The organism is Microbacterium nanhaiense, from assembly GCF_014646015.1.
Lineage (GTDB): Bacteria > Actinomycetota > Actinomycetes > Actinomycetales > Microbacteriaceae > Microbacterium > Microbacterium nanhaiense.
Genome location: NZ_BMMQ01000007.1, coordinates 45,310 through 69,314 on the forward strand (window position 1 = coordinate 45,310; position 24,005 = coordinate 69,314).

Annotated in this window: 22 protein-coding genes and 1 riboswitch; of the genes, 12 read left to right on the top strand and 10 right to left on the bottom strand. The window is 70.6% G+C overall.

Translation table 11 applies throughout. The features are described 5' to 3' along the window. The first annotated feature begins 100 nt into the window (after positions 1 to 100). The gene (gene purB / locus IEX05_RS11320; protein ID WP_188701950.1) at positions 101 to 1,492 is read left to right on the top strand and encodes an adenylosuccinate lyase; all 1,392 of its coding nucleotides are present in this window, start codon (positions 101 to 103) and stop codon (positions 1,490 to 1,492) included. 48 nt (positions 1,493 to 1,540) lie between these two features. Here purB and IEX05_RS11325 read toward each other — a convergent pair whose 3' ends face one another. The 3 genes from IEX05_RS11325 to aztA all read right to left on the bottom strand — a co-directional run bounded on the left by IEX05_RS11325 (position 1,541) and on the right by aztA (position 3,128). After that, positions 1,541 to 1,843, bottom strand: a complete 303-nt coding sequence (locus tag IEX05_RS11325) for an amino acid transporter (protein WP_188701952.1) — start codon at positions 1,841 to 1,843, stop codon at positions 1,541 to 1,543. Continuing rightward, a complete protein-coding gene (locus tag IEX05_RS11330; protein ID WP_188701953.1) occupies positions 1,840 to 2,442 on the bottom strand; it encodes an acyl-CoA synthetase in 603 nt (200 codons plus the stop codon). The genes IEX05_RS11325 and IEX05_RS11330 overlap by 4 nt, the downstream gene beginning before the upstream one ends. Positions 2,443 to 2,507: 65 nt before the next feature. Next, positions 2,508 to 3,128: a zinc ABC transporter ATP-binding protein AztA gene (aztA, locus tag IEX05_RS11335; RefSeq protein ID WP_188701955.1), complete on the bottom strand. Its 621-nt coding sequence runs from the start codon at positions 3,126 to 3,128 to the stop codon at positions 2,508 to 2,510. A gap of 51 nt (positions 3,129 to 3,179) precedes the next feature. Between aztA and aztB the strand changes: the two genes are divergently transcribed. Genes aztB through IEX05_RS11355 form a run of 4 tightly spaced genes read left to right on the top strand, consistent with a single transcriptional unit; the run spans position 3,180 to position 7,392 of the window. Next, positions 3,180 to 4,085 carry a zinc ABC transporter permease AztB gene (gene aztB / locus IEX05_RS11340; protein ID WP_188701956.1) on the top strand — a complete coding sequence of 302 codons (906 nt, stop codon included), beginning with the start codon at positions 3,180 to 3,182 and terminating at the stop codon, positions 4,083 to 4,085. Beyond that, positions 4,082 to 5,266, top strand: a complete 1,185-nt coding sequence (locus tag IEX05_RS11345; protein ID WP_188701958.1) for an ABC transporter — start codon at positions 4,082 to 4,084, stop codon at positions 5,264 to 5,266. The genes aztB and IEX05_RS11345 overlap by 4 nt, the downstream gene beginning before the upstream one ends. Further along, a complete protein-coding gene (aztC, locus tag IEX05_RS11350; RefSeq protein WP_188701959.1) occupies positions 5,263 to 6,147 on the top strand; it encodes a zinc ABC transporter substrate-binding protein AztC in 885 nt (294 codons plus the stop codon). Before IEX05_RS11345 ends, aztC begins: the two co-directional genes overlap by 4 nt. A gap of 24 nt (positions 6,148 to 6,171) precedes the next feature. Next, positions 6,172 to 7,392, top strand: a complete 1,221-nt coding sequence (locus IEX05_RS11355) for a hypothetical protein (RefSeq protein WP_188701961.1) — start codon at positions 6,172 to 6,174, stop codon at positions 7,390 to 7,392. A gap of 37 nt (positions 7,393 to 7,429) precedes the next feature. Here IEX05_RS11355 and IEX05_RS11360 read toward each other — a convergent pair whose 3' ends face one another. Continuing rightward, a complete protein-coding gene (locus IEX05_RS11360) occupies positions 7,430 to 9,382 on the bottom strand; it encodes a chorismate-binding protein (protein ID WP_188701963.1) in 1,953 nt (650 codons plus the stop codon). Positions 9,383 to 9,399: 17 nt separating this feature from the next. Here IEX05_RS11360 and IEX05_RS11365 point away from each other — a divergent pair, with 17 nt between their 5' ends. Further along, complete coding sequence (locus IEX05_RS11365; RefSeq protein ID WP_188701965.1) at positions 9,400 to 10,173, top strand: aminotransferase class IV; 774 nt, start codon at positions 9,400 to 9,402, stop codon at positions 10,171 to 10,173. 6 nt (positions 10,174 to 10,179) lie between these two features. Here IEX05_RS11365 and IEX05_RS11370 read toward each other — a convergent pair whose 3' ends face one another. The 4 genes from IEX05_RS11370 to IEX05_RS11385 form a co-directional block, all read right to left on the bottom strand. Continuing rightward, a complete protein-coding gene (locus IEX05_RS11370) occupies positions 10,180 to 10,878 on the bottom strand; it encodes a glycosyltransferase (RefSeq protein WP_188701966.1) in 699 nt (232 codons plus the stop codon). Next, on the bottom strand, positions 10,878 to 12,545 hold the full coding sequence (locus tag IEX05_RS11375) for an extracellular solute-binding protein (protein ID WP_188701969.1): 1,668 nt from the start codon (positions 12,543 to 12,545) through the stop codon (positions 10,878 to 10,880). The genes IEX05_RS11370 and IEX05_RS11375 overlap by 1 nt, the downstream gene beginning before the upstream one ends. 66 nt (positions 12,546 to 12,611) lie before the next feature. Next, positions 12,612 to 13,544: a carbohydrate ABC transporter permease gene (locus tag IEX05_RS11380; protein ID WP_373286302.1), complete on the bottom strand. Its 933-nt coding sequence runs from the start codon at positions 13,542 to 13,544 to the stop codon at positions 12,612 to 12,614. Beyond that, the gene (locus IEX05_RS11385; RefSeq protein ID WP_188701970.1) at positions 13,538 to 14,512 is read right to left on the bottom strand and encodes an ABC transporter permease; all 975 of its coding nucleotides are present in this window, start codon (positions 14,510 to 14,512) and stop codon (positions 13,538 to 13,540) included. The genes IEX05_RS11380 and IEX05_RS11385 overlap by 7 nt, the downstream gene beginning before the upstream one ends. Before the next feature lie 200 nt (positions 14,513 to 14,712). On the opposite strand from IEX05_RS11385, the gene IEX05_RS11390 reads away from it, so the two are divergent. Continuing rightward, positions 14,713 to 16,200, top strand: a complete 1,488-nt coding sequence (locus tag IEX05_RS11390) for a DUF5597 domain-containing protein (RefSeq protein ID WP_229661277.1) — start codon at positions 14,713 to 14,715, stop codon at positions 16,198 to 16,200. Here IEX05_RS11390 and IEX05_RS11395 read toward each other — a convergent pair. Next, positions 16,191 to 17,204, bottom strand: coding sequence for a LacI family DNA-binding transcriptional regulator (locus tag IEX05_RS11395; protein ID WP_188701973.1), 1,014 nt, complete (start codon positions 17,202 to 17,204; stop codon positions 16,191 to 16,193). The two genes, IEX05_RS11390 and IEX05_RS11395, sit on opposite strands and share 10 nt — an antisense overlap. Positions 17,205 to 17,288: 84 nt before the next feature. Between IEX05_RS11395 and IEX05_RS11400 the strand changes: the two genes are divergently transcribed. Beyond that, a complete protein-coding gene (locus tag IEX05_RS11400; protein WP_188701975.1) occupies positions 17,289 to 18,197 on the top strand; it encodes a DUF6807 domain-containing protein in 909 nt (302 codons plus the stop codon). Beyond that, positions 18,194 to 19,270 (top strand): Gfo/Idh/MocA family protein, encoded by a 1,077-nt coding sequence (locus IEX05_RS11405; RefSeq protein WP_188701976.1) that lies wholly within the window; start codon positions 18,194 to 18,196, stop codon positions 19,268 to 19,270. Before IEX05_RS11400 ends, IEX05_RS11405 begins: the two co-directional genes overlap by 4 nt. 253 nt (positions 19,271 to 19,523) lie before the next feature. On the opposite strand, the gene IEX05_RS11410 is transcribed toward IEX05_RS11405, so the two are convergent. After that, the gene (locus IEX05_RS11410; protein WP_188701978.1) at positions 19,524 to 20,777 is read right to left on the bottom strand and encodes an OmpA family protein; all 1,254 of its coding nucleotides are present in this window, start codon (positions 20,775 to 20,777) and stop codon (positions 19,524 to 19,526) included. Positions 20,778 to 20,882: 105 nt separating this feature from the next. Next, a riboswitch (FMN riboswitch) is annotated at positions 20,883 to 21,021 on the top strand. Positions 21,022 to 21,082: 61 nt separating this feature from the next. On the opposite strand from IEX05_RS11410, the gene ribD reads away from it, so the two are divergent. Genes ribD through ribA form a run of 3 tightly spaced genes read left to right on the top strand, consistent with a single transcriptional unit; the run spans position 21,083 to position 24,005 of the window. Beyond that, on the top strand, positions 21,083 to 22,108 hold the full coding sequence (gene ribD / locus IEX05_RS11415; protein WP_188701980.1) for a bifunctional diaminohydroxyphosphoribosylaminopyrimidine deaminase/5-amino-6-(5-phosphoribosylamino)uracil reductase RibD: 1,026 nt from the start codon (positions 21,083 to 21,085) through the stop codon (positions 22,106 to 22,108). After that, entirely contained in the window at positions 22,108 to 22,734 is a 627-nt protein-coding gene (locus IEX05_RS11420) for a riboflavin synthase (protein WP_188701982.1), read from the top strand. Before ribD ends, IEX05_RS11420 begins: the two co-directional genes overlap by 1 nt. Before the next feature lie 5 nt (positions 22,735 to 22,739). Then, the gene (gene ribA, locus IEX05_RS11425) at positions 22,740 to 24,005 is read left to right on the top strand and encodes a GTP cyclohydrolase II (protein ID WP_308423420.1); all 1,266 of its coding nucleotides are present in this window, start codon (positions 22,740 to 22,742) and stop codon (positions 24,003 to 24,005) included.

Sequence of the window (24,005 nt, forward strand, 5' to 3'; positions counted from 1 at the left end):
ACAAGTTCGAGAGAAATCGCGTTGTGGACGCGTTGGGGAGAATGTCGGCAGTTCGCAATAGGCTGGTCTGGCCCGAACGCCCCTCATCACGGAGGTCCACGTGAACGCTCTTCCTCCCCAGCCGCTGAGCCCCCTCGACGGTCGGTACAGCTCCGCCGTCTCCTCGCTCGCCGAGCACCTGTCCGAGGCCGGCCTCAACCGCGCCCGCATCGAGGTCGAGGTCGAGTGGATCATCCACCTGACCAACAACCGCCTCTTCGGCACCTCGCCGCTGCCGACCACCACTCAGGACAGGCTGCGCCTGGCGTACCTCGACTTCGGCCAGGCCGAGATCGACTGGCTCGCCGAGAAGGAGCGCACGACGCGCCACGACGTCAAGGCCGTCGAATACCTGGTGCGCGACCGTCTCGCGCAGCTCGAGCTCGACCACCTCGCCGAGCTGACGCACTTCGCGCTCACGAGCGAGGACGTCAACTCGACCTCGTATGCTCTCACCGTCAAGCGCGCCGTCACGGAGACCTGGCTCCCCGCCTTCCGCGGCGTCATCGAGAAGCTCCGCAGCATGTCGCTCGACATGGCCGACGCCGCGATGCTCTCGCGCACGCACGGCCAGCCCGCGACCCCCACGACGATGGGCAAGGAGTTCGGCGTCTTCGTGTGGCGCCTCGAGCGGGTGCTGAAGCGCATCGAGGCCACCGAGTACATGGCGAAGTTCTCCGGCGCGACGGGCACCTGGTCGGCGCACCTGGCGGCCGACCCTCAGGTCGCCTGGCCGAACATCACGCGCGAGTTCGTCGAGGGCCCGCTGGGTCTGACCTTCAACCCGCTCACGACGCAGATCGAGTCGCACGACTGGCAGGCCGAGCTCTACGACCACGTCAAGCACGCCGGCGCGATCCTGCACAACCTCGCGCAGGACATCTGGACGTACATCTCGCTCGGCTTCTTCACGCAGATCCCCGTCGCCGGCGCGACAGGATCCTCGACGATGCCGCACAAGATCAACCCGATCAAGTTCGAGAACGCCGAGGCAAACTTCGAGATCGCGGGGGGCCTGTTCGCCACGCTCGCACAGACCCTCGTCACCTCGCGCATGCAGCGCGACCTCACCGACTCGACCACGCAGCGCAACATCGGCGTCGCGTTCGGCCACTCGCTCCTCGCCCTCACGAACCTGTCGGGCGGCCTCGATCAGATCTCGCTGTCGCGCGAGACGCTCCTCGCCGATCTCGATGGCAACTGGGAGGTCCTCGCCGAGGCCATCCAGACCGTGATCCGCGCCGAGGTCGTCGCCGGCCGCTCGCAGATCTCCGACCCCTACGCGCTCCTGAAGGACCTCACGCGCGGCAACAAGCTCGGTGCCGCCGAGCTCGCCGAGTTCGTGTCGGGTCTCGACATCGGTGACGACGCGAAGGCGCGCCTGACGGCGCTCACGCCCGCGACGTACACGGGCCTCGCCGAGAAGGTCGTCCGCGCGAAGCTCGAGAAGTAGGCGCGAAAAAGCGGGCGGGCCGATCGGCCCGCCCGCTTCTTCGTGAGATCACTCGGTCTCGTCGTCCTTCTTCTCCGGCAGCAGCACGCCCGTGTCGCGCTCCTTGGTCACCTCGCGGGGATCCACGGCGAGCAGCAGCAGCGCCAGGCTCAGCACGACGACGATGAACGTGACCCCGGCGACGATCGCCGAGACCCGCCAGGCGTTGGCGACGATGTCGCCGCCCGCGTCGGTGAAGGCGCCCATCGCCATCGCCGTGACGAAACCGGCGAAGACGGCGGCGGCGAACGACCAGCCGAGCAGGTGCACGGGCTTCATCAGGTCGCGGCGGGTGGGGTTCTTCTCAGTCATGCGGCGTCCTTCGCGACGGTGTTCGTCGGCGCCGGCGAGAACGCGCCGATGCCGAGGTAGACGGCGACGATAGCGGCCCAGCCCCCGAAGAGGCCGACGCCGACGATCGTGCCCGTCAGGGTGAAGCTCTGGCCCGCTTCCTCGACGAAGTAGTCGAGCGCGTACTCGGGAGAGACGATGAGGCTCGCGAGCGCGAGCACGCAGGTGAGCGCGCCGATCGTGATCTGGTCGCGCGCATCCGCCGCGCCCCGACGGCGGCCAAGGAGCCCCCCGACGAGCTCGATGATGCCCGCCGCGGCGGCCCACACGAGCAGCGCCAGGTGGAAGCGCGCGTCCGGCGATCCGGGCAGCACCAGCGCGAGCACGGCACCGGCCAGGGCGACGAGCCCCAGGAGCACGCGCGTCGGGTTCAGCCCGCGCACGAGCGTCTCGGCCACGAAATAGGCGAGGCTCGCGATGAGGAAGCCCTCCAGCGCGGCGACGGCGAACTCGCCCGGGCGGTTCTGCACGAACGTCACGACGATCGCGGCGACGGCGGCGATCAGTGCTCGAACGATCATCAGAATGCGCGTGGCACGCGGTGTCACGGTCTGCGGCATGCGGATCCTCGGGACGGCGGGTGGGATGCCTCCATCCTAGGGGCGGCGGGCTGAGAGCGGCCCGCTCAGCGCGTGGCCACGCGCCTCCCGTGCGCGAGGTGCACGATGCGGTCGGCGGCCGCCACGTCCTCCTCGTCGTGGGTGACCCATCCGATCGCGCGCCCGCACGCGGCCTCGACCGCGAGGATCTCGCGCGTGCGGCGCCTGCTCGCCACGTCGAGCCCGGCGGCGGGCTCGTCGAGCAGGAGGATCTCCGCATCGCGGGCGATGCCCTGGGCGATGAGCGCCCGCTGGCGCTGCCCGCCCGAGAGGGCGTGGATCGACCGGTGCGCGAAGCCCGTCATCCCCACGCGCTCGAGCGCGACGTCGACGGCCTGCGCGATGCTCCTCCGCGAGCGGCGGCGATTCCACGTGCCCATGGCGACGGTGTCGCGCACTGTCATGGGCAGGGTCGCCGGAATCTGCGGGCGCTGCACGACGAGCGCGACATCTCCCGCGCGCTCCACCGATCCGGAGCTCGGCTGGCGCACGCCCGCCATGAGCTCGATGAGGGTCGATTTTCCCGCGCCGTTCGGGCCGATGATCGCGGTGACCCGGCCGGCGACGAGCTCGGCGTCGACGCCGTGAAGCACCTCCGCACCGGCGTAGGAGTAGCACAGAGCGGTCGCGCGCAGAGGAATCGCCATGCGTCAACTGTAATTGATAATCGTTCCTATTTGCATATAGGCTCCTGTTTCATGTCCTGGCTCCTCTCGCCCTTCACCGCCGAGTTCATGCTCCGCGCGCTCGCCTCCGGCGTGCTGATCGCTGGTATCTGCGCCGTCGTCGGGACGTGGGTGGTCGTGCGCGGCATGGCGTTCCTCGGCGAGGCGATCAGCCACGGCATGCTGCCCGGCGTCGCCGTGGCCACGCTCATCGGCGCGCCCGTCGTCCTCGGCGCCGCGGCGAGCGCGGTCGTCATGAGCGGCGCGATCGGGATCCTGCAGCGACGCGGGCGCCTGTCGTACGACACGAGCATCGGGCTGCTCTTCGTCGGGATGCTCTCGCTCGGCGTCATCATCGTGTCGCACTCCTCCAGCTTCGCGACCGACGCCACGGCGATGCTCTTCGGCGATGTGCTCGCGGTCTCCCGGGGCGACATCGCGATGCTCGCCGTCGCCCTTCTCATCACGGTCGCCGTGGCGGCGTGGCTTCATCGATCCTTCGTCGCCGCGGCCTTCGACGAGCGGCTCGCGCAGACCCTCGGTCTGCGTCCCCGCCTCGCCCACGTCGCCCTCACGGGCCTCGTCACGCTCGCGGTCGTCGCCTCGTACCAGGCCGTCGGCACGCTGCTCGTCGTCGGCATGCTGATCGCCCCGGCCGTCGCGGCCGGCCGCTGGACGCGCTCGATCCCGTCGACGATGCTGCTCGCCGCCGCGTTCGGCACCGCCGCCGTCGTCACGGGGCTCCTCGTCTCCTGGCACGCCGGCACGGCCGCAGGGCCGTCGATCGCGGGATCCGCCGTGCTCCTCGCCGCCGCCTCCGCGGCCTCGGCGAGCGCCGCCCGCCGCATCGCCGGCTGGCATGCGTGCCCCGAACCGCTCACGCGCCTTCTCCGCCTCGAGAACGCACCGCACACCGCCGTCACGGAAAGCAGGTCATGATCCGCCGCCCCCTTCTCCTCCTCGCCACGTCCCTCTTCCTCGTCACCGGGTGCGCCGCCGGCTCCCCCGAGCCCGAGGCATCCCCCGTCGCTGACGACTCCCCCACCGCCGAAGGCCACGGCTCCCACGCCGGAGCCGAGGAACTCGGCGAGCCGCAGTCGGCGATCCTCGCCATCGCCGCGGACGGCACGGCCTCGCTCCTCGACCTCGCCACGGGCGAGGAGAGCGCCGTCGGCGCGACCGGCGCCCCTACGTCGCTCGCGAGCGACGGCCGATACGCGTTCGTCACCACCGGATCCGGCGTCGACATCGTCGACGGCGGCGCCTGGAGCTGGGATCACGGCGACCACTTCCACTTCTACCGGGCCGAACCGCGCGTATCGGGCTCGATCGCCGGCTCCGGCGCCGTCCACATCACCACGCCCCCGCTCGCGACGCGCGGCGCCACGGGGCTGTTCTTCGCCGACGGCACCGCCGTCGCCGTGGACATGGCGGCGCTCGACCGCGGCGAGATCGACGAATGGTTCCGCATCGACACCGGCGCCGAGTCCGGCGTCGTCGCACCCGCCGGCGCCTACGCCATCGTCGCGGCGAACGACGAGGCACGGGTCTACGACGACTCCGGCGAAGCCGTGGGCGAACCGGTCGCCTGCGCGGAGCCGTCGGGCGCGATCACCACGCGCGTGGGAACGGTGATCGGCTGCGCCGACGGCGCGCTCCTCGCGACCACCGACGCCGGCCCCGTCGATATCGAGCGCATCCCGGCGCCGGAGGGCGAGCGTGCGACCGGCTTCGACGGACGCAAGGGCCGCCCCACCGTGTCGGCCGTCTCCGGGGAGAACGCCTTCTGGCTCCTCGACACGCGCGCCCGCTCCTGGGAGCGCGTCGAGGTCGACGCCCGCCTGACCCACGTCACCGCCGCGGACGATCGCGACGGCAACGTCGTAGCGATCGACGCCGAGGGCCGCGTTCGGGTCTACGGCCCCGACGGATCCGACCGCGGCGCGACCGAGCCGATCGCCGGCGAGGGTGCGACGCTCGTGGTCGACACCTCGCGCGCCTACCTCACGGACCCCGCGAGCGACACCGTCTACGAGATCGACTACGCCGACGGCGCCCGGATCGCGCGCGAGCTGTCGCCCGGCACCGATCTCGCCGCCGCGACGGTGGTGGGGCGATGAACCGCGCCCTCCCCGCGGCCGTGCTGCTCGCTGCGGTCGCCCTGACCGGATGCGCCGCGACCGACGCCGACGAGCGCCCGCACGTCGTCGTGACGACGAACATCCTGGGTGACGTCACGGAGCAGATCGTCGGCTCCGCCGCGACCGTGACGACCCTCATGAAACCCAACGCGGATCCGCACTCGTTCGGCATCTCGGCCCGGGAGGCGGCGACGCTGCAATCCGCCGACCTCGTCGTCTCCAGCGGCTTCGGGCTGGAGGAGGGCATCGAGCAGCACCTCGAGTCGGCCGCCGACGCCGGGGCCCCGCGCTTCGTCGCCACCGATCACATCGACCCCGTCGCCTACACGGGCGACGCGAGCGGACCGGATCCGCACTTCTGGACGGATCCGGAGCGGATGATCGACGTCGTTCACGCGCTCGAGGACGCCCTCGGCTCGGCGGGGATCGAGGTCTCCGCCGACGACTACATCGGCGAGCTCGAGCGGCTCGACGCCGATATGGCCGCCGCCTTCGCGGCGATCCCCGCCGAGCACCGCGCGCTCGTGACCAACCATCACGTGTTTGGCTACCTCGCCGACCGTTACGGCTTCGAGCTGATCGGCGCCGTGATCCCGGGCGGATCCACGCTCGCGTCGCCGTCCGCGTCCGACCTCGAAGACCTCGCGACCGCGATCGAGACGAGCGGCGTGCCCGCCATCTTCGCCGAATCGTCACAGCCCGACCGGCTCATGCAGGTGCTGCGCTCGGAAGCGCAGATCGAGGTCGACGTCGTCGAGCTCTTCACCGAGTCGCTCACAGAGCCCGGCGGCGGCGCCGACACCTACCTCACCATGATGCGCGAGAACACCGAGCGCATCGCCACAGCACTGAGCCGCTGACGCGGCCAGAACCGAAAGGACGACATGACAACCCTTCAGAACCGAATCCTCGCGGGCGGCGCGCTCGCGGCCGTCGCCGTGATCGCGGCCGGCTGCGCGAGCGCCGACACGGAAGCGCCGGCACCGGCGGCGTCGGAATCGGCGCCGGCGTCCCAGGCGGCGGCCGACGTCGCGCCGGGTTCGCGCGTCGCCGTCTCGCTCGAGGGCGAGGTGGCGGTGCTCGACGCGGCGACGCTCGAGATCATCGACACCTTCCCATCCGAGGAGTTCACGCGAGTGAACGCCGTCGGCGACGGGCGCAATGTCCTCGTGACGACGAGCGAGGGCTTCCAGGTGCTCGACACGATCGATCCCGCCCTCACGGACACCGTCTTCGAGGCGGACGCCGCGGGGCACGTCGTGCGTCACGGCGGGAAGACCGTGCTGTACTCGGACGGCTGGGGCGAGACGACCATCTTCGACACCGACGCACTGCTCTCCTCCGACGGCGCACTGCCCGAGGTTCAGCAGTACGAGGCCGAGGAGGCGCACCACGGTGTCTCCATCGTGATGAGCGACGGCACGCTCGTCACGACGGTCGGCTCGGCCGACGGACGCTCCGGCGCCGTCGCGCTCGAACCGCACGACGACCACTACCACGAGCTCGCGATCTCGGATCAGTGCCCCGAGATCCACGGCGAGGGCACGACCGCCGGCGAGGTCGCGGTCTTCGGCTGCCAGAACGGCGCCCTCATGTTCAAGAACGGCGAGTTCATCAAGCTCGACGCCCCGGACGAGTTCGGCCGCATGGGCAACGCCTACGTGTCGGAGGAGAGCCCGATCGCGGTCGGCGACTACAAGAACGACCCCGACTACGAGGGCTACCTGCTCAACAACATCGCCCTGATCGACACGGAGGCCGAGACCTACGACGTCGTGAGCCTCGGCGACGTCGAGTTCACGTGGCGCGGCGCCGGCCGTGGCCCCGACGGCCTGTTCTACATGCTCTCGACCGACGGCGCGATCCACGAGTTCGACCCCGCCACGGGCGAGTTCACCGGTGAGGCGTTCCCCGTCGTCGACCCGTGGGAGGGCCCGGCCGACTGGCAGACGCCCCACCCCGGCTTGATCACCGCGGGCGACGTGGCCTACGTCGCCGATGTCGAGAACCAGCGGCTCGTGTCGGTCGACCTGACGACCGGCGAGATCCTCGCGGAGGGCGAGGAGCTGCCCTCGTTCCCCAACGAGATCGCCGTCAACCTCTGATGCACGACCGGGGCGGGCTCGCGGCCCGCCCCGGAACTCACGCTTCGGCGCGGACCGCCCACGGGTGGTCCGCGCCGAGCGCCGTGAGAAGGGCCTGCGACTTCGCGATCGTCTCGTCGAGTTCGGCCCCCGGGTCGCTGTCGATCGTGATCGCGCCGCCCGTGCCGATCGTGGCCGCGCCGCCCTCGAGCACCGCCGTGCGGATGACGACCGAGAGGTCGACGGACCCGTCGCGCGAGAAGTACCCGATCGCTCCCGAGTACACCCCGCGCGAATCGGGCTCGAGAGCGTCGAGCAGCTCGCAGGTGCGCTTCTTCGGCGCCCCCGTCATCGATCCGGGCGGGAACAGCGCCTCCGCCGCCCGCACCCCGCCGACGAGGATCCGCGAGCGCACCGTCGTGACGAGCTGGTGCACCGTCGCGAAGCTCTCGACGGCCATGAGCTCCGGCACCTCGACCGAGCCGGGAGCGCTGATGCGCCCGAGGTCGTTGCGCAGCAGGTCGACGATCATCAGGTTCTCGGCCCGCGTCTTCGGATCCGCGGCGAGCGCCGCCGCGATCCCCGCGTCGCGCGCGGGGTCGCGCAGGGCGTCGCGCCGCGCGGTGCCCTTGATCGGCTTGGTCTCGGCCGTCTCGCCCCGAACCGTGAGGAACCGCTCGGGCGAGCACGACAGGATCTGCCTCTCGCCGAGCCGCAGATAGGCGGCGTAGGGCGCGGGGTTCGCCCGTCGCAGCCGCCGGTAGGCGCCCAGGCCGTCGTCCTCGACGGGCAGGCGCAGGCGATAGGTGTAGCAGGCCTCATAGGAATCGCCCGCGAGCAGCCAGTCGCGCACCTCGCCGAGATCGGCGAGGTACTGCTCGCGCGTGACGCTCGCCTCGGCGACGACGGCCGGGCGCGCGGCCAGCGTCGGATCCTCGACGGGCCGCCCGGCGGCGCCGCGCAGCGCCCGGATCGTCGAGCGGATCCAGGCGCGCGACGCCTCGGCATCGGGCCCGACCGCGACGACGTGGGTGACGCCCTCCGCGTGGTCGACGACGAGGAAGCGGCTCAGGTGCACGAGGTGCACGGCCGCCGGGCGGCCGATCTCGGCGCCGTACTCGATGGCGCCGACGTAGCCGCCGACGAACGGCAGCGCCGGATCCGGATCCACGGGGTGCGCCGCCAGAGCCTCCTCGATGTCGCGCCACGATCCGCGCAGTTCGTCATCGAGCGGGCCGTCGGGCGCGCCGAGGATCGAGTACCGCCCCATGCCGTACGCCCGCTGCGCGCTGTCGAGCCAGACGGCGGTGGGAGCGCCCGCGTACAGCGCGAGGAACGCGCCCTCCGCGTCGTCGAGCGCGATGCTCTCGCGGTGCACGGCCCAGCGCGGCGGGGCAGCGGGATCCGGCGCGACGGCCGCGGGCGCGGCTGGCGCGGCCGGCGCCTCGGTGGCGCCCAGGCCGAGGAAGTTCGCGAGCATCCGCGCGCCGTCGGGCGTCGCGATCGATTCGGGGTGGAACTGCACGCCGCTCCAGCGACGCGCGGCGTCGACGCCCGCCATGGGGAGGCCGTCGGGGGTGCGCGCCGTGACGCGGAACGGCGCGGGCTCGGTGACCGCGAGCGAGTGGTAGCGCACCGCCTCGAACCGCTCCGGCACCCCGTCGAACATCGCGGATCCGTCGTGGGCGACGACATCGACGAGCCCGTGCGCGGGGCGCGGGGCGCGGCGGACGGATCCGCCCGCCGCGACGGCCATCTGCTGGAAGCCGAAGCACACGCCGAACACCGGCACCCGCGCGCGGCGGAGGATCTCCAGCCCGCGGCCGGAATCGGAGGGCTCGTGCGGGTCTCCGGGCCCGGGGCCCAGCACGATGTGGCTGTAGCGGTCGAGCGCCTCGAGGTCGACGTCCTCGCTCTGCACGAGCTCGGGGCGCACGCCCGACACCTGCCACAGCAGCTGTTCGATGCTGCCGGTGTAGGAGTCGTGGTTATCGACGAGAAGAACCCGCATGCTCCTATTCTCGATACATGGAGCTGATGGATGGCCTGCCCGCGGACCCCGGCGCGATCAGGGCGCTCGCGTTCACCGGTCTGGCGCACTTCACGACCGTGCTCGTGGACAACGGCGGCGTGCGCGGGCTCGACCGCCACCTCGCGCGCCTCGTCACCGATGCGCGCGCCCTCTTCGACGCGGAGCTCGACCCCGGGCTCGTGCGGCGGCGGATCCGCGAGGCGATCGCCGACGAACCCGCGCGGGTCGTCGTGCGGGTGACGCTCTTCGACCCCGCGCTCACGCTCGAGCGGCCGGGGGCCGACGCGCACCCGCGGATCCTCGTCTCGCCGCGGCCGGCGGGATCCGGCGCCCCGCGCCCCCTCCGCGTGCGCTCCGCCCGCTTCGGGCGGCAGCATCCCGAGATCAAGCACACGGGTCTCTTCGGCGCGCTCTACGCCCGCCGCCTCGCGCAGCGCGCGGGCTTCGACGACGCGGTGTTCGTCGACGACGGCGGCGCCTTCTCCGAGGGCCCGACCTGGAACCTCGGCTTCGCGGGCGCCGACGGCGGCCTCGTCTGGCCCGACGGCGACGCCCTGGACGGCGTCACCCGCGAGCTCATCGCGGGCGTCGTGCCGGGCACCGTGCGCCGCGTGAGCGCGCTAGACGGCATCGCGGCGGCGTTCGCGACCGGATCCGGGGTGGGGATCCGCCCGATCGCGAGCATCGACGACGTCGAACTCGACACGGCCCATCCGCTGCTGGCGAGGATCCGCGAGGCGTACGCGGCCATCCCGCCGCAGGCGCTGTGACGGTGCTCAGCCGGCGGTGAACTGCTCCGTCACCGCCGCCACGAGCGGCCGCGCGATGACGACGAGGAACGAGATCCACACGACCTGGAACAGCCACAGCGCCGCCTCGCTCGTCACGAGCACGAGGCCCGCCGCGACGATCAGCAGCGCGAGCGTGCCGAGCGAGACCGCCCAGCGGCGCCCGAGGAAGTAGACCGCGAGCCGTGCCGTGTCGCGCCACCGGAACGAGAACACCGTCGCGATGACGAGCGCGTTGACGCCCCAGATGGTGACGATGACGCCGATGCCGACGAGCACCCCCGCGTAGGCGCCGGGCAGCCCCGCCGGTCGCAGCGCCACGATCGCACCCGCCACCACGGCCAGCACGACCATGGGGACGGCCCACGCGCGCAGCGAGTCCGCCCAGCCGAGCCGCAGACCGCGCAGGAACTCGCGGGCGGGGGCGAGATCGGCGGATCCCGCCCGCGCGCGCATCGCGAAGATACCCGCCGAGAGCACGGGCGCGAGCGGGATGAGGCACAGCGGGACGAGTGCCGCGTTCGCCGCCGTGCGCCCCAGGAAGAACAGCAGCGCCACGACGGGCAGCTCGGCGACGCACATCAGCACGCCGACAACGAGGTGCCAGTACACGAACGCCGCGGCGCGAGACAGCACACCGGATCCCATGGCGCTGTCGCCCGCCCGGTGCGCCGTCTCGCGCGACATCAGGAGCTCACCCCCGCGGCCTCGTTGATCGTGGCGACGTACTCGTCCATGCCCGCGGCGCGGAGCTCCTCGACGTACGCGTCCCACTCGCTGAGCGGCCGATCGCCGCGCAGGAACTGCGAGGTGGCGGTCATGACGAGGTCCTCGAGGTTGGTCTGCGTGATCGCGACCTCTTCGCGCTGGAGCGCGTCGAGCGGCACGGCGGGGCCGCCATCGGCGATCTCCTTCTCCTCATTCATCCGGGTGCGGAAGGCCGCGGTCTCCTCGCTGACCATCATGCCGAGCTCCTCCGCGGTCGAACCGTGCGCGAGGCTCCACACGCCGTTGTAGTAGCCGAAGTCGGTGTTCAGCAGCTTGGGGTTCTCACCGGCATCGGGGTTGACGCCGTTCCAGTCGATACCGGGCAGCAGCGTGCGGTCGGCGCCCGCGCCCTCGAAGGTCTCACCCTCGACGCCCCAGCGAGCGAACTCGAGTCCCTCGTCGCTGAAGTAGAGCCAGTCGATGTACTGCAGCATCGCCTTGAAGTACGGCTTGTCGGCGGCCTTGGCGGAGATGGCGATGCCCGATTCGAAGCGGCCTCCCGTCGTGGCGTCCATGATGTTGCCGGCGGGCCCCTCGGGGACGACGATGTTGCGCACGACGGCGCCGTCGATGCCGGCCTCGGCGAGGCCCTGACGGTACACGGTCGTCTCCTGCGAGTTGGTCGAGATCGCCGCCACCTTGCCGGTGGTGAACTTCGCCTTCGCCGTGTCCTCGTCCTGCGTCAGGCCCTCGGGGTCGAGCAGGCCGTCTTCGATCAGGCCGTGGAAGTAGGTCACCAGCTCGCGGTAGCCGTCCTGCGCACCGCTGAACTCGAACTCGGATCCGGTCCAGGTGACGCCGTCGCCGTAACCCCAGCCCGCCTCCGTGCCGAAGTTGCCCGATGCGGCCTGCATCGTGGCCGGGAGGGCCACGCCCGCCGCGCTCCACGTGCGCTCCGTGTAGGGGTAGCTCAGTTCGGGGAACGTGTCCTGGATCACCTTCAGCTGCTCGGTGAACTCGTCCCAGGTCTTCGGATCCTCGAGCCCCGCCTCCTCCCAGAGGTCGGCCCGGATCGCGATCGTGTAGTCCGGCTTCGCGATCTCGAGCAGACCCGGCAGCACGTAGAAGTCGCCGTCGGCGTCGCGCGTGCGGTCGAGATCCGCCTGCAGGCCCCACTTCTCGATCTTGTCCTGGAAGTTCGGCAGGTAGTCGAGGTAGTCGGAGACCTTGAGCAGGGCACCACCGGAGGTGAGGTTCGCGACATCGGCGGTGTAGGTGGACGGGATCATGTCGGCGGCCTCGCCCGAGCTGATGAGCAGCGAGCGCTTCTGCCCGAAGTCGGCGAGCGGCACCGACTGGATGTCGAAGCTGACGTTGTGGTCGTCCGCGAGGTGCTGGAGGATCGACCAGTCGTTCTTCAGGGGGTAGTTGGGGTGATCGCGGTACATGAGGCCGAACTCGACGGGTTCGGTGGCGACGAAGGTGTCGCCGACGCCGAAGCTTTCCATCGCGCCGACGGAGTGCTCGGCATCGATCTCGGCGGTGTCGTCTCCGTCGCCGGATCCGCCGTCGCTCGAGCAGGACGCGAGGCCCAGCGCCAGGACGACGACCGAACCGATCGCGAATGATGTGGTGAGGGTTTTCATGGTGCCTCCGCTGTGAGAACGTCGCTGTTCACGACAATGTGGGTGAGGTGGTGCGTCCGCGTGGGCTCAGCCCTTGACGGATCCGAGCATGACGCCCGAGACGAAGTACTTCTGGATGAACGGGTAGAGGCACACGATCGGCAGCACCGTGAGGACCGTTGTCACGGCCTTCACGTTCGCGCCGATCTGCACGGCGGCGTCCGAGAGGCCCTCTCCCGTGCCGGTCGCGCCCGCGATGATGTTGCGCAGGAACACGGTCACGGGATAGAGCTCGGGCTTGTCCATGTAGAGGAACGCCGGGAACCACGAGTTCCAGAACGCCACGGCATAGAACAGCACCATCGTGGCGAGCACCGCGCGGCTGAGCGGCAGCACCACCCGCAGGAAGATGCCGTAGGTGGTGAGGCCGTCGATTGCCGCGGCCTCCTCGAGCTCGGTCGGGAAGTTCTCGAAGAACGACTTCATGATCAGCAGGTTGAACACGTTGATCGCCTGCGGCAGCACGATCGCCCAGATGGTGTTCTTGAAGCCGAGCTCGACGATCAGCATGTAGTTCGGGATCAGCCCGCCCGAGAAGAACATCGTGAACAGCGCGAGCCCGATGAGCAGGCCCCGGCCCTTCAGGTGGTTCTTCGAGAGCACGTACGCGAAGGTCGTCGTCAGCACCATCGCGATCACGGTGGCGACCACCGTGTAGATGACGGTGTTGCCGTAGTTGACCCAGAAGAGCTTCTGATCGATGACGCTCAGGAGCGTCGTGGTGTTGAAGCCGACCGGCCAGACGAACACCTCGCCGCTGCGGATCGCGCTCTCCGAGCTGAAGGATCGCGCGAGGAGGTTGAGGAAGGGGTACAGCGTCAGCGCGCCGACGAGGCTGAGCACGATGATGTTGAACACCGTGAAGACGCGGTATGACGGAGTCGGCTTGATGCCCCGCGTGGAGGCGCGAACGCTCGCCAGGTCGGGGGCGGCGGTCAGGGTTTCGGTCGTGGTCACCACAGGGAGCTCCCGGTCACTCGGCGCGAGACGATGTTGGCGACGACGACGAGCACGAGGCCGATGATCGCCTCGAACAGGCCGATCGCCGTCGCGTAGCTGGGCTGGCCTGCCGTGAGGCCGATGCGATAGACGTAGGTCGAGATCACGTCGGCCGTCGGATAGGTCAGCGAGTTGTAGAGGAGGAAGATCTTCTCGAAGCCCACCGCCATGAACTGCCCGATGTTCAGGATCAGCAGGACCATCATCGTGGGGCGGATGCCCGGCAGCGTGACGTGCCAGGTCTGCTTCCAGCGGTTCGCGCCGTCGATGCGCGCGGCCTCGTACAGCTGGTCGTCGATCGTCGTGAGCGCGGCGAGGTACAGGATCGTGCCCCATCCGACGGTCTGCCACGCCTCCGAGACGACGTAGATCGTGCGGAACCACGACGCCTCCTGCATGAAGGTGATCGGGCTGCCGCCCATCGCCTTGATCATGGCGTTGATGCTGCCGTCGAGCGAGGTGAGCTCGAAGACGAAGCTCGCGACGATCACGATCGACATGAAGTGCGGCAGGTAGCTCACCGTCTGGACGAGCTTCTTGAACCAGCGCACCCGGACCTCGTTGAGGAGGAGCGCCAGGATGATGGGCAGCGGGAAGACGATGACGAGCGACAGCGCCCCGATGATCAGGGTGTTGCTGAAGACCTCCCAGAACTTCGCGTCGCCCAGGAAGCGTTCGAAGTACGCGAGGCCGACCCATTCCTCGCCGAAGATCGATCCGCCCGGCACGTAACGCCGGAACGCGATGACGTTGCCGAGCATCGGCACGTACTTGAACAGCAGCAGGAACGCGACGGGAACGATCGCGAGGGAGTACAGGCGCCAGTCGCGCCGGAACGCGCGCCGCCACCCTCCCGTTCGCCCCGCGGGGCGCCGGCGGCGGCCGACGGTTGTGACCGTCTCCGTCGCCGTGACTGTCCTCAGTGACATTCATCCTCCTGCACCCGCACGTCCGTGTGCGAGACGGTCGCCGCGGACGTCATGGGCCCGCGATCCTGCTGTCTTCGCCTTGACACTAGGCTGGCGCGAGCGAAAACGTCAAGTACATTTCGACCATATTTTTCGAAATGTCTACGAAATTGTTCTCATTCGTGACAAACTAACGATGCTTCCACGACGAAAGGATCCTCGTGACCGCTCCCGACACCGCCGTCGGCCCGCTCCCCCGCATCGAGCGAACCGGCTCCGCATTCCGCCTGCTCGTTGACGAGCGCCCGTTCTTCATGCGCGGCGGCGAACTCGGCAACTCCGCGGCCCATCGCCCGTACCTCGAGAGCCGCTGGGACCGGCTCGTCTCGCTGGGCCTCAACGCGATCATCGCCCCCGCCACATGGGAGCTGATCGAGCCCGTCGAGGGCGAGTTCGACTGGACGAGCGTCGACGAACTCATCGAGGACGCGGCCGCGCACGGCATGCGCATCGTGCTGCTGTGGTTCGGCAGCTGGAAGAACAGCATGTCGTCGTACGCCCCGGAATGGGTCAAGACCGACACCGCCCGCTTCCCGCGATGCCGCGACCGGAACGGGCGAGCGCTCGAGATCCTCACCCCGTTCAGCGACAGCAACCGCGATGCCGATGCGCGCGCGTTCGCCGCGCTGATGGCCCACCTGCGCGAGGTCGACACCGCCCGCACCGTCATCATGGTGCAGGTCGAGAACGAGATCGGCATCATGCCCGAGGCGCGCGACTACGGCCCCCTGGCCGAGGCGGCCTACGACGGATCCGAGGACGAGGAGGTCTTCATGGCGAGGGCCTTCGCACGCTACGTCGAGGTCGTCGCCCGCGCGGGCCGCGCGGAGCTTGCGCTCCCCCTCTTCGTCAACGCGGCCCTGATCCGGCCCGGCGCGACCCCAGGGCAGTACCCGGGCGCCGGCCCGCTACCCCACCTCGCCGAAGTCTGGCGAGAGTACGCCCCCACGATCGACTTCCTCGCGCCCGACATCTACTTCCCGAACTTCGCGGAGTGGGCCGCTCGATATGCGACGCCCGAGAACCCGCTCTTCATCCCGGAGGCGCTTCGCAGCGTCGACGCCTCGGTCAACGCGCTCTACGCCTTCGGCGAGCACTCCGCTCTCGGATTCGCGGCGTTCGGCATCGAGAACATCGGGTCACCCGCGGATGCGATGCTCGCGGCGAGCTACGAGCTCCTGCGCCAGCTCGAGCCGCTCCTCGCGGACGCGGCGGGGACGGGGCGGTCCCGCGGACTCCTGCCGCCCCACGGCGCGCACCGTCCGCCCCATCGCGTGGCGCTCGGCGGCTACACGCTCAGCGTCGACTACGAACGCCTCGTGCCGCCGGGGCTCGCCGACGGCGTCATCAACGAGGCCGACGACCGACCGGACAGCGCAACGCTGCTCCCGGCGGGCGCGATCGTCATCCAGACCGGCGACGACGAATTCATCATCGCGGGCACGGGCGTGACCGTGACGTTCGAGCCACGCCCCGTCGACGGGGCGTCGGCCGGCATCCTGCGCTGCGACGAGGGCGGTTTCGACGATGACGGGCGCTGGCGCACGCTGCGCCGCCTCAACGGCGACGAGACCCACCAGGGCCGCCACGTGCGGCTCGTACCGGGCCAGTTCTCGATGCAGCGCGTCGCGCTGTACCGCTATCGGTGACCGGGGGCGGCCGTGCTGCCGCGCTCGATGAGCGTCGTCGAGAGTTCGAGACGCGGCGGCGGACCGCTGGGGTTCTGCGTGACCTCGTCGAGCATGCGAACGGCATGGTCGGCCATCTGGGCGAGCGGCTGACGAACGGACGTCAGGTGCGGCGAAAGGTACTCGCACAGCACGGTGTCGTCGAAACCCGACACGGAGAGGTCTTCGGGAATCGACAGGCCGCGCTCGCGCGCGACGTGGTACACCCCGGCAGCCGCCAGGTCGCTCGCCGCGACGATGGCCGTGGGCGGGTCGTCGAGGTCGAGCAGCCGCCGAGCGCCCTGCTCGCCCCCCGAGAAGATGAAGTTGCCCTCGACGATGAGCTCGGGGATGACCGGGAGGCCGCCCTGGCGCAGCGCGGAGACGTAGCCCTCGAGGCGATCCTGCGCGATCTGCACGTGGGCCTCGCCGCCGATGAAACCGATGCGGGTGTGGCCCAGGGCGACCATGTGACGGGTCGCATCGCGCATGCCGGCCCAGTTCGTCGTACCGACCTGTGCATCGTCCGGGTTGTTCCGACTGCCGGCGTCGAGGTGGATGACGGGGATGCCTGCCGCGACGAGGCGATCTGTGCCGCCCGAGACCCGCGCCGACGCGACGATGACGCCCACGGCCTTGTGCGCGAGGACCGAGTCGATCCAGCGATCGATCGAGAAGCCGTCGTGATGCGTGATGGAGACGACGAGCGAGCGTCCGGAGCGGAACACCGCCTCCTCGACGCCGCGCACGATCTCCATCATGCCCATGCTCGCGATGCCGCCGATCGCGAGCTCGACGATGCCGTGGGGATCGGATCCGCCGGTCGCGCCGCGGGCGAGGTAACCGAGCTCGTTCATGGCGCTCAACACCCGCTCGCGCGTGGCGCCCGCGACATCGGAACGACCCGAGATCGCCTTCGAGACCGTGGGGACGGATACTCCCGCGGCGCGTGCGACATCCGCGAGGGTTGGTTTGGAAGCAGGCATGTCCTACGCCTTTCGAAAGATCCGGGGAACCATCTCAGCGCCTCTTGACGCTCGGACGAAACGGGCCCTAGGCTCGACCTTGCCATGATCGAAACATTTTCGCAATCTATCGTCGAAGACGACGACTCCGCTGTCCGCCTCATCGCCGACGATGTTGAGCTCGCACACTACGTGTATCGACCCGACACCGTGCAGATGGAGTCGCCCAAACCCTACATCCATCCGCTGCGCACCCGAGCGGGGCGGCTCGTCAGCCTGTTCCGCCCCCACGATCACGTGTGGCACAAGGGCATCTCGCTCGCGCTGCCGAATGCCGGCCCCCACAACTTCTGGGGCGGCCCCACCTACACTCGCCGCGCCGGCTGGTACGAGCAGCTGCCGAACAACGGCACGCAGGCGCATGTCGAACGCCTTGCGGCGCCGGAGGGGTCGTTCGCCCACGCGCTCGAGTGGCTGGCCGAAGCCGACGGGTCGACGGTGTTCACGGAGGTGCGACGCCTCACGACGACCCTCCTCGATGCCGACGCCTGGGCCCTGCGGTGGGAGACCTCGCTCCGCAACGTCTCCGGAGAGACGATCGCGATGGGATCCCCCACGACCGAGGGCCGCGAGAACGCCGGCTACGGCGGCGTCTTCTGGCGCGGACCGCGATCGTTCAGCGACGGCAGCATCGTCACCACCGACGGCACGGGCGACGCGGAGGATCTGCGCGGCACGCGCCATTCCTGGATGGGTTTCGTCGGCAAGCACGACGGCGAGGATGCCTCCTCGACCGTCATCATGGCGGACCTCGACGACACCCCGAAGTGGTTCGTCCGCTCGGGGATCTTCGCCTGCCTCGGCCCCGCGCCCTTCTTCGACGAGGAGGTGGCGTTCGAGCCCGACACGGAGCTGAGCCTGCGCTACGACGTCGTCATCGCCGACGGCGCGAGCGACTCAGAGCGTGCCGCGGGGCTCGTCCGCGCCGCGCGCGAGGCGGGGGACGCGCGATGAGCACCCGGGTAGGCATTGTTGGCACGGGCGGAATCGCCGCCGTGCACGCAGACAACCTGGCACGCATGGCGGACGCCGAGATCGTCGCCGTCACCGACATCGACGAGACCCGCTCGCGGGCATTCGCCGACACCTGGGGCGGCCGCGTCGATCCGTCGCTCGAGGCGATGCTCGAGGCCGGCGGCGTCGACATCGTTCACCTGTGCTCGCCTCCCGGCCTGCACATCGCGCAGGGTGAGGCCGTCCTGAGCGCCGGATTGTCGGTGCTCAGCGAGAAGCCACCGGCGCTCTCGCTCGCCGAGTTCGACCGGATCCGCCGGGCGGAGGAGGCCTCCGCCGGGTGGTTCGCGACCGTCTCGCAGCACCGCTTCGGCGGCCGCGCCATGTGGCTGCGCGAGCGCACCCGCGACGAATCCCTGGGGCAGATGATGACCGCTGTCTGCCACACGCTCTGGTACCGGCCGGACGCCTACTTCGACGTCCCGTGGCGGGGGACGTGGGAGAGCGAGGGCGGCGGGCCGACGATGGGGCACGGCATCCACCAGATCGACACGATGCTCTCGATCCTCGGGCCGTGGCGCGAGGTCACTGCCGTCGCGGCCAGGCGCGCGCGCCCCGTCGACACGGAGGACGTCTCGGCGGCGATCGTCACCCTCGAGTCGGGCGCCGTCGTCAGCATCGTCAACAGCCTGCTCTCGCCGCGCGAGACGAGCTACCTGCGCTTCGACTACGAGCACGCGACCGTCGAGCTCGAGCACCTGTACGGCTACGGCGACGACTCGTGGCGCTTCACGACCGCCCCGTCCGCACCGGAGACCCTCGATTCCGACTGGGCGGCGAGCGCCACCGGTCGCGGATCCGGCCACGCCGCGCAGTTCGCGCAGACCTACGCCGCGCTGGCCGAGGGCGAGCGCCCCCTGCCGGTGACCTCGGCCGACGCGCGCGACACGCTCGAACTCATCGCCGCGATCTATGCGTCGTCGTTCGAGCGCCGCCCCGTGGTCAAGGGCGAGATCGACGAGTCGAGCCCGTTCTACACGAGCATGCGCGGATCCGGCGCCCCCTGGGCGTAGGGGTTCGCACCGACCATTCCCGCACGAAGTGGGACACACCCACCGCCCGTGTCCCACTTGGTGAGGGAATAGCACCGCCATAGCAACCACAACTGGGACACGCCCCGCCCCGTGTCCCACTTAACGCGGGAATAGCACCGCCAAAGCAACCACAACTGGGACACGCCCCGACCCGTGTCCCACTTAACGCGGGAATAGCGTCGCCATAACGACCACAAGTGGGACACGGGGTCGAAGCCGAGGGCTCCGGCCGCTACTTCTGGGGTGGCGCCTCGAACGGCGGGACGAAGACCTCGATGCGGCGGTTGAGCTCGGATCCGGCGGGGTTGGCGGCGCCGTCGAGCTCGGCCGCCGCGACGGGCCGGTCGTTCCCGGCGTCCTCGGAGGCGAGCTTCGAGCTCGCGCCGGCCTCCGCGAGCGCCGCCACCACGGCGTCCGCGCGGTCGGCGCCGAGCGCCGCGTCTCCGTGGGCGCTCACCACCGCCACGGGCACCTCCTCGCCGAGCACTGCGGCGAGCGATTCCAGCAGCTCGTCGGAGTCGCCGCGCACCTCGGCGCCGTCGGGGTCGAAGAGTGCGTCCGCGCCGACGGTGATCAGCGTCCCACACGTCTCCGTTGGCTGGAGCGCCGCGAGCGTCGGAAACGCGCCGAGCGGCGGCACGGGCGGCAGCGGATCCATCTCGACGGGCTCCGCGTTGACGTAACCGGTGCCGTCGCCGATGTTCTGGATCGTGATGTTCTCGTCGCTGTAGCTGCCGGATCCGTCGCCGTTGTTCTGGATCCGCACGCCACCGCCGAAGAAGTTGCCCGCGCCGGTGCCGTCGTTCTGGATCGTCGCGCCGTCGCTGACGTAAGTTCCCGAGCCGTTGCCGTAGAGCTGGATCGACACGTCGTCGTCCGAATAACTGCCCGTGCCGTCGCCGTAGTTGCGGATGGCGATGGCGCCCTCGGAGAAGGATCCGAAGCCGTCGGCCTCGCCCTTCGCTGTCTCGCCGTTGACGGTGAGCGTTCCCGCGCCCGTGGGAAGGCTCTCCTCCGATCCGTCCGGCGCCGTCACGGTGCCGTTCTCGTCCCCGTACAGGAGCGCCGTCTGGAGGCCGGCGACCGGGCGGCCGTCCTCGCCGCAGTGGGCGGGCGCGACCGTGACGCCCGCGACGTCCGCGAGCTCGTCGCGGAGCTCGCGGGTCTCGTCGGCGCCGAGTTCGTCGTCGAAGAGCGCGAGGTCCGGCAGCACGAACATCGGAACGGCCGGGAACTCCCCCACCGGATATCCGGGCACGGTGGGGATCGACGCCTCCGGCGGCGCAGGATCCGCGGACGCGGCGTCCCCCGGCTCTTCCGCGCCGGGCGACGCGGATGCGGAGCTCGGATCCGCCGGCGCGGGCACCGACGTGACCGTGTCCGCGGGCGCCGGATCCACGAGAGGCTCGTCGGAACATCCCACTGCCGCGAACGCGACAAGGGACGCGCTGAGCACGGCGATGCCGGTGCGCGCGGAGTTCCTCATCCCTCGAGGGTATCCAGCGCCCGGGGCGGATGCGAGCCGATTCAGATGACGCCCCGTAACGATGTCGGGAATAGCGGCGCGGAGACGACGTTAGAATCGGCGTAGCACGTGCTCCGGGGTCGGTGAGAATCCGAACCGGCGGTAGAGTCCGCGACCCCCTCGACGAGGGGTTGATCCGGTGAGATTCCGGGACCGACGGTGATGCAGGCAATGGCCTGCGAGTCCGGATGGAAGGCAGCACGGTCAGACCCGCCATGGGTCCGTTCCGTGAACCCCGAATGCGAGAGTGCGGAAGGGAACCGGAGATGGCGGACGTCGTCGAGATCGCCGCGATGCGTCGCGCGCTCGAACTCGCCACGCGCGGCCCGCGCTCCCGCAACCCCCAGGTGGGGTGCGTTCTGCTGTCGCCGTCCGGCGAGGTCCTCGCCGAGGGGTGGCACCGCGGTGCCGGAACCGCGCACGCGGAGGTCGACGCGCTGTCGAAGCTCCCGGAAGGGGGCGCGCGCGGCGCGACCGCCGTCGTCTCGCTCGAGCCCTGCAACCACGTCGGCCGCACCGGCCCCTGCGCCGTGGCGCTGATCGAGGCGGGCGTCTCGCGCGTCGTCTTCGCGCTCGCGGATCCCGGAGAGCACTCGAGCGGCGGGGCGGAGCGTCTGCGGTCGGCGGGCGTCGACGTCGAGGGCGGCGTGCTGGAGGCCGAGGCGCGCGAGTTCCTCGCCCCGTGGCTCGCGGCGCGGGCGCTCGGACGCCCGCACGTCACCGTGAAGTGGGCGCAGAGCCTCGACGGCCGCGCGGCCGCCGCCGACGGCACGAGCCAGTGGATCACCGGGCCGGAGGCGCGCGCCGATGTGCACCGCAGGCGCGCCGAGGCCGACGCGATCGTCGTCGGCACGGGCACCGTCCTCGCCGACGACCCCGCCCTCACCGCGCGCGACGGCGACGACCTCTTCCCGCGGCAGCCGGTCCCGGTCGTGCTCGGATCCGCCCCCGTGCCGGCGGGCGCGCGCGTGCGGGCCCACCCGCGGGCGCTGCTCGCCTACCCGACGCGCGAGCTCGGCGCCGTGCTCGACGACCTCTTCGACCGCGGCCTGCAGCGCGTGTTCGTCGAGGGCGGCCCGACCCTCGCGAGCGCCTTCGTGTCGGCGGGGTTCGCCGACCGCATCCTCACCTATATCGCCCCGACGCTCATCGGCGGCCCGCGCACCGCGCTGACCGACGTGGGCGTCCCCACAATCGCCGACCAGCACCGGCTGTCCGTCGACGCCCTGCAGCGTCTCGGATCCGATCTGCTCGTCGTCGCCCGCCCCCTGCCAGAAAGCGAGTCTCACTGATGTTCACCGGAATCATCGAGGAACTCGGCCGCGTCACGGCCGTCGAACCATCGGGAGACGGCCTGCGCCTCACGCTCCACGCGCCGAAGGCGGTCGAGGGCGTGCACCACGGCGATTCGATCGCGATCAGCGGCGTGTGCCTCACCGTCGTCGACTCGACGGACGACGGCTTCACGGCCGACGTCATGAAGCAGACCCTCGACATGACGACCCTCGCCGACGTCGCCCCGGGCCGCATCGTGAACGTCGAGCGCGCCCTCGCATCGGGCGGTCGCCTCGGCGGGCACATCGTGCAGGGCCACGTCGACGGGACCGGCGAGGTCGTCGAGGTGCGCCCGGGCGAAGAGTGGCAGGTCGTGCGGGTCGCGATCGGTCGCGAGCTCGCCCCGCTCATCGTCGACAAGGGATCCGTCACGCTCGACGGCACCTCGCTGACCGTCAGCGCCGTCAGCGACGCGTCCGAGCCGCAGCAGTGGCTCGAGGTGTCGCTCATTCCGGAGACGCTGCGCGCCACCACCTTCGGCGAGCGCGCCGTGGGCGACCGGGTGAACGTCGAGACCGACATTCTCGCCCGCCACGTGCAGCGCCTCTTGGCATTCACCCAGACAGAAGGAACCGCGCGATGAGCGATCTGCAGCTTTCGACGATCGACGAGGCGCTCGAGGCGCTGCGCGCGGGACGCCCCGTGCTCGTCGCCGACGACGAGAACCGCGAGAACGAGGGCGATGTCATCCTCTCGGCTCAGCTCGCGACGCCCGAGGTCATCGCCTGGACCGTCCGCTACACCTCCGGCTACCTGTGCGCGCCCATGCCGCAGGAGTGGGCCGACCGCCTCGACCTCTCGCCGATGGTGGCGCGCAACGAGGATGCCCGCGGCACGGCGTACACCGTCTCGGTCGACGCCGCCGAGGGTGTGACGACCGGCATCAGCGCGAGCGACCGCGCCCGCACGGTGAACGTGCTGGCGGATCCGGAGTCGACGCCGAGCAGCGTCATCCGTCCCGGGCACATCCTCCCGCTGCGCGCCGTCCCCGGGGGCGTGCGCCAGCGCGCCGGCCACACGGAGGCGGCCGTCGATCTGATGAAGCTCGCGGGCCTCAGCCCCGTCGGCGTCATTGGCGAGGTGCTCGCGGAGGATGGCGAGATGATGCGCCTCCCGGGGCTCATCGAGCTCGGCAAGCGCGAGTCGATTCCCGTCATCACGATCGAGGCGCTCGCGGCCTACCTCGACGATGCGGATCCGGCGGAGCAGACCGTCACCGCGCCGCGCGGCGTGAGCCTGCGCGCCGATACCCTCGTGCCCACCTCGCACGGCGACATGCGGTTCATGGCGTACCGGGATCGCGCGACGGGTACCGACCACATCGCGATCGTCTCGGGCGAGCTGGGGCAGGAGGCGCCGCTCGTGCGCGTGCACTCCGAATGCCTCACGGGCGAGGCCTTCGGCTCCCTGAAGTGCGAGTGCGGCCCCCAGCTCGACGCGGCCCTCGACATCATTCACCGCGACGGGGGCGTCGTGATCTACATGCGCGGCCACGAGGGTCGCGGGATCGGCCTGATCAACAAGCTGCGCGCCTACGCGCTGCAGGAGCGTGGCTTCGACACCCTCGACGCGAACCTCGAGCTCGGCCTGCCGGCCGATGCCCGCGACTACGCCGCGGCCGCCTCGATCCTCGCCGACCTCGGCATCAGCGAGGTGCGGCTGCTGACGAACAACACCGACAAGGTCACGCAGCTGCGCGCCTACGGGCTCGATGTCGTCGAGCAGGTGCCGCTGATCGTCGGCGTCGGCCCCAACAACCACCAGTACCTGGAGACCAAGCGCGACCGCATGGGTCACGTCATCGGCGAAGATGCGCTGCAAGACGCCATCGCGCACATGAACGAGGGAGCATAA